This is a genomic window from Streptomyces sp. URMC 124, assembly GCF_051386455.1.
Taxonomy (GTDB): Bacteria; Actinomycetota; Actinomycetes; order Streptomycetales; family Streptomycetaceae; genus Streptomyces.
In genome coordinates, this window is the sequence record NZ_JBPQTS010000300.1 from 1 (window position 1) to 2,649 (window position 2,649).

At 71.2% G+C, this 2,649-nt stretch carries 2 protein-coding genes; both read left to right on the forward strand.

Annotated features, from left to right (window positions below; genetic code table 11):
* The coding region (locus tag ACSNOG_RS32445) for an outer membrane protein assembly factor BamB family protein (protein ID WP_436756288.1) at positions 1–1,647 on the forward strand (1,647 nt) is incomplete at its 5' end.
* A gap of 298 nt (positions 1,648–1,945) precedes the next feature.
* Entirely contained in the window at positions 1,946–2,644 is a 699-nt protein-coding gene (locus ACSNOG_RS32450) for a response regulator transcription factor (protein WP_436756289.1), read from the forward strand.
* The last annotated feature ends 5 nt before the right edge of the window (positions 2,645–2,649 follow it).

A 2,649-nucleotide genomic window follows, 5' to 3' on the forward strand; every position in this document is an offset into this window, starting at 1 on the left:
GCCGTAGCCGGCCCGCCCCCCGCGGGGCAGCCCGGCTACGGCTACCCGCAGGCGCCCCCGCCCGCCGGCGGCTACGGCTACCCCGGCCCGGGCCAGCCGCCCGCCGGTCAGCCCGCTCAGGGCTACCCGCAGTACAACGCGTACCCGCAGCAGCCCGGCCCGTACGGCGCGCCCGGCCAGTACCCCGGCGCGCCCGGCGGCAACGGCGGTGGTGACGCCGCGAAGAAGAAGCGCATGGCGATCATCGCCGGCGCCGTGGCCGCGGTCCTCGTCCTCGCCGGCGGCGGCATCTGGTTCGCCACCAGCGGCAGCGGCGACGACGACAAGCCCAACGTCTCCAGCAACGGCCAGACCGGCGGCACCGGCAACAAGGGTGGCAAGGGCGGCAACGGCGGCGAGAAGCCCAAGACCGGCGACGGCAAACTGCTCTTCAACGTCGAGCAGGAAAAAGTCGACGACATGGTCAACATGAAGGGCATGTGGGCCACCGACCAGGCGGTCGCCAAGACCGACGTCTACAAGATCGTCGGCTACGGCCTGTCCGGCGGCAAGAAGTGGGAGCTCCCGCTCGACGGCGCCGTCTGCTGGGCCAACCCGCAGGCCACGGAGGACGGCAAGGCCGTCGTCCTGGTCAGCGACGGCAAGCCCAGCGCGGAGAAGAAGTACGGCGGCCCCTGCACCCAGGTCATCGCCTTCGACGTCAACAAGGGCAGCAAGCTCTGGCAGAAGTCCGTCAAGTCCGGTGACCGCGACGTGAGCTTCTCCGAGGTCACCATCGGCGGCGGCACGGTCGCCGCGGGCGGCATCAGCGGCGGAGCCGCCTGGTCGCTGGCGGAGGGCAAGGAGCTGTGGGCGCCCAAGGCCGACGGCGACGACTGCCGCGACGGCGGCTACGGCGGCGGCAAGAAGCTCGTCGCCGTGCGCCGCTGCGGTGACATCGAGCGCGGTACCGTCGAGATCCAGACGCTCGACCCCAAGTCCGGCAAGCCGGTCTCCAAGTACAAGCTGCCGCCCGGCCTCTCCTGGCCGCACATCGCCTCCACCGACCCGCTGGTCGTCGGCGTCAACGCGGGCGGCAGCAAGGGCAACGGCGCGTCCGACTTCTTCGTGATCGACGACAGCGCCGCCGAGGGCAAGCTCCGCAGCAAGATCTCCACGGACAACGGCAAGTACGAGCCGCGCTGCCCGGCGACCGAGGTCGAGGGCTGCACCAAGATGGTCATCACCAAGGACACGCTCTACATGCCGACCGAGGACCACTCCTCGGGCGACCCGAACCAGGTCGGCCGCGTGAACGAGATCGTCGCCTTCGACCTGTCCACCGGCCAGACCAAGGGCAAGACGGACGGCACGCCCGGCTCCAGCCTGGTGCCCCTCGGCGTCGACAAGGACGGCTACCCGATCGCGTACCAGATCCCGACGTACAACGCGGGCGGCAAGGTGCTGCGCATCGACCCCAAGACGTACAAGGGCGACGTGCTGCTGAAGAACGCCGACGAGACGTCCCGGCCGGAGCGCGAGCTCTCGCCCGACTTCCAGCAGGGCCTGTGGGCCGAGGGCCGGCTCTTCCTCGGCACGAACTACGCCCACCGCACCTCGGCCGGGCTCGGCAAGCAGTACACCATGATGATCTTCGGTGAGAGCTGACGCGCGAAGCTGACGCCCACGCTTGACACCACATGATCACGGCGCCGTCCGTACAGCGGTTTCCGACCGCTTGGCGCCGTGATCAAGCACAATTGACGTCGTATCCCTGCCCGTCGCGCTGCCGTGCCTGAACGATCCGTTTCAGTCTCGAAGTACACGTGATTGGCAGGGATTTCGGCATTCCGGGGGACTTCTCACCGGTAAGGGGCGCGCAACGTCGAACAAGCGTGTAGCTTCCGGGGTCGAGGGGTCGACAAGGAGACGTAGAGACGTACGCGGGGCGACAGGGGGCAAGCGCATGGGCGTGCGGCTCATGGTGGTCGATGATCACCGACTGCTGGCCGAGGCGCTCGCCTCGGCCCTGAAACTGCGCGGGCACCGCGTCCTGGCCGCGGCCGCGCCCAGCGCGGGCGCCGCCGACCTGGTGGTGAGCCGCGCGCCCGAAGTGTGCCTGCTGGGCACCGCCACCCCGGCCGAGCCGGGCGTCTTCGAGCCGATCGTGCGCATCAAGCGCGACCGGCCGCAGGTGGCGGTCGTGGTCCTCGGACCCGTGCCGAGCCCGCTCGGCATCGCCGCGGCCTTCGCCGCGGGCGCCTCGGGCTACGTCCGGCACAACGAGCGGATCGAAGGCGTCGAGCGCGCCATGATGAAGGCCCGGGCGGGCGAGGCCGCGGTCGATCCCCAGCTCCTGCAAGGGGCGTTCACGGAGCTCCTCAACCCCGCCGCCCAGCCGGACGACGAGGGCGCCCGGCTGCTGCAGCTCCTCACCCCGCGGGAGGTGGAGGTGCTCGTCCGGGTCGCCGAGGGCGAGGACACCCGCCTGATCGCGGCAGGCATGGGCATAGCGCCGAGCACGGCGCGGACGCACGTCCAGCGGGTGCTGATGAAGCTGGGCGTGGGCTCCCGCCTGGAAGCGGCTGCCCTCGCCGCGCGGACGGGCCTGCTGGACCGTGCGGCGGCGGGCCCCGGGCCCCTGCCCCCGCAGAGGAGCGGCTGAGACCC

What these genes read in the sequence shown, in the direction of transcription:
- ACSNOG_RS32450 (WP_436756289.1), top strand. Translation starts at nt 1,946, where the DNA reads ATGGGCGTGCGGCTCATGGTGGTCGATGATCACCGACTGCTGGCCGAG.